We start from the raw sequence: 1265 nt of genomic DNA, 5'->3' as shown, positions 1-1265 counted from the left end.
GGGAGCTGGACGAGGCTGTCCGGCTTGATCCCGGCAACAGCCGGTACAAGACAACGCTTGCCATTGCGCTCGATTCGGCCGGGCGCACCGAGGAGGCTCTCACAGTGCTCGATCTTGCCGTTGCGGGAGGAGAAACTGACGCTGATCTTCTCGGCGCGGCCATCCAGTATGGACTGAAGCTTCGCCGCTACCCAGAAACGTTGAAATATGCTGAAGCGCTGGCACGACAGCGGCCGGATGATCCACAACTCGCCGAACTCGTTCGGCAGTTGCGCGCGGCAACCGGCGGCAAGTAAGCGTCATTTCGGAAAGAGAAACGTGATCGCCAGTCTAGCGCCGAATCCATCCGGTCCATTGTCCGGGCTATCGGCCCAATAGCGGACACCAGCCGAAAGTTGAATCGGCTGTTTGTTGACCTTCACGAGCTTGGATACCACGAAGTTAATTGGGACGGACCAATCTTCGGTCTCCCAATTGTAGGTGCTTTCGGTGTTGAGAGCAAATGTCCAGGCCTTTGGTGTGGTGTAGGAAACGAACGGCTGCAGGAAGGTGGCGTTTATGTTCTCACGATCATCATCACCCGCGAACGACCAGATGTGGTTTGTCAGCGCACCAATGGTCCATGGGCCATCTTGTTTGAGGACAACGGCGGTTGGCCCCGCGCCCCACTTTTCACCGCCAAGCAAATCGTCGGTAGCAGTCGGCAAAAGAAAGACTGGACCAACACCCCAGATGATGCCGGAAGCGGTTGGCTTCTTCGGCGAGAAAAACAGGCTTTGGGTGATATCTCCCAAACCGAACTGATCGCCAGATGGTCCGGCGATATCATCCTGCCAGGCGATCGGCAGAATGGTTCGCGAAATGACGTTCCAGTTCTCGTTCAGCGTGAACGGAATGACAGGCTGCACATTGACGTAATATTTCTCGCCGTCATTCGGACCGTACCCACTGTCGTAATTGAACTGAAACGGCACGCTGATCAGCGACGCAATGGGATTTGACAATTTCTTGGCGAGGTCTTCGCTTGAGTCTTGTGCCCAAGCGCCACAATTCATCCCTAGCAGCGTGACCGCAGCGACCGGGATGGAAAGCCAGTTCCTGAAGATGTCCACGTAAATTCCCCCTGCAATATCATAACATTATTCGACCGTGCGCGCCAACAACACTCAATGATGATGGTCAAGTTCGCTCAGGGCAATCCTTACGTCCTGCAGGAATCGGAACAGAGCAACCACCAGAAAGCACAAAGACCCGATAAACAAGAT

Annotated in this window: 1 protein-coding gene and 1 pseudogene; one reads left to right on the top strand and one right to left on the bottom strand. The window is 54.9% G+C overall.

Annotated elements, in window-relative coordinates; genetic code table 11:
* Window positions 1–296, top strand: a pseudogene (locus tag ACXJ5O_RS27340) (hypothetical protein); the annotation flags it as partial.
* 3 nt (window positions 297–299) lie between these two features.
* Here ACXJ5O_RS27340 and ACXJ5O_RS27335 read toward each other — a convergent pair.
* Window positions 300–1055 carry a transporter gene (locus ACXJ5O_RS27335; protein ID WP_457302650.1) on the bottom strand — a complete coding sequence of 252 codons (756 nt, stop codon included), beginning with the start codon at window positions 1053–1055 and terminating at the stop codon, window positions 300–302.
* Window positions 1056–1265: the final 210 nt, after the last annotated feature.

This window comes from Phyllobacterium sp. P5_D12 (genome assembly GCF_054049495.1).
The sequence above is the reverse complement of the archived record's forward strand: the minus strand, read 5'-3'. Positions and strand labels throughout refer to the sequence as shown.